Annotated in this window: 1 pseudogene; it reads left to right on the forward strand. The window is 67.7% G+C overall.

The features are described 5' to 3' along the window. Positions 1–233 (forward strand): annotated as a pseudogene (locus EN807_RS34070) (hypothetical protein); the annotation flags it as partial. Between the last annotated feature and the right edge of the window lie 80 nt (positions 234–313).

The following is a 313-nucleotide window of genomic DNA, read 5'->3' on the forward strand; positions in this document are numbered from 1 at the left end:
GGCAGGACAACACGATCACGCAGGCCGAGGCGCAGACGCTGCATATGCGCGCCGCCCATATCAGCCAGGCCGCCGCGAAAACCGCCGCCGCCGATCGCGGCAGGATACCGGCTGCGCAGTATCATGATTTGCTGCGCCGGCTCGACAATGTCGACCAGGCGCTGCGCATCGACAGCGGGACCGGCTTCCTGATGGGCGACGGCGCCGACGGCGGGCACTATCCCAACGGCTGATCGCTCGACCCGAGGAAGGGACACCTGGCGCCCGAGGGAACTCCGTCCCAAGGGCGTCCTTTTTACCAGCCCAGCCAGAG

This window comes from Mesorhizobium sp. M5C.F.Ca.ET.164.01.1.1, from assembly GCF_004792125.1.
In the GTDB taxonomy this organism is placed as follows: Bacteria; Pseudomonadota; Alphaproteobacteria; order Rhizobiales; family Rhizobiaceae; genus Mesorhizobium; species Mesorhizobium wenxiniae.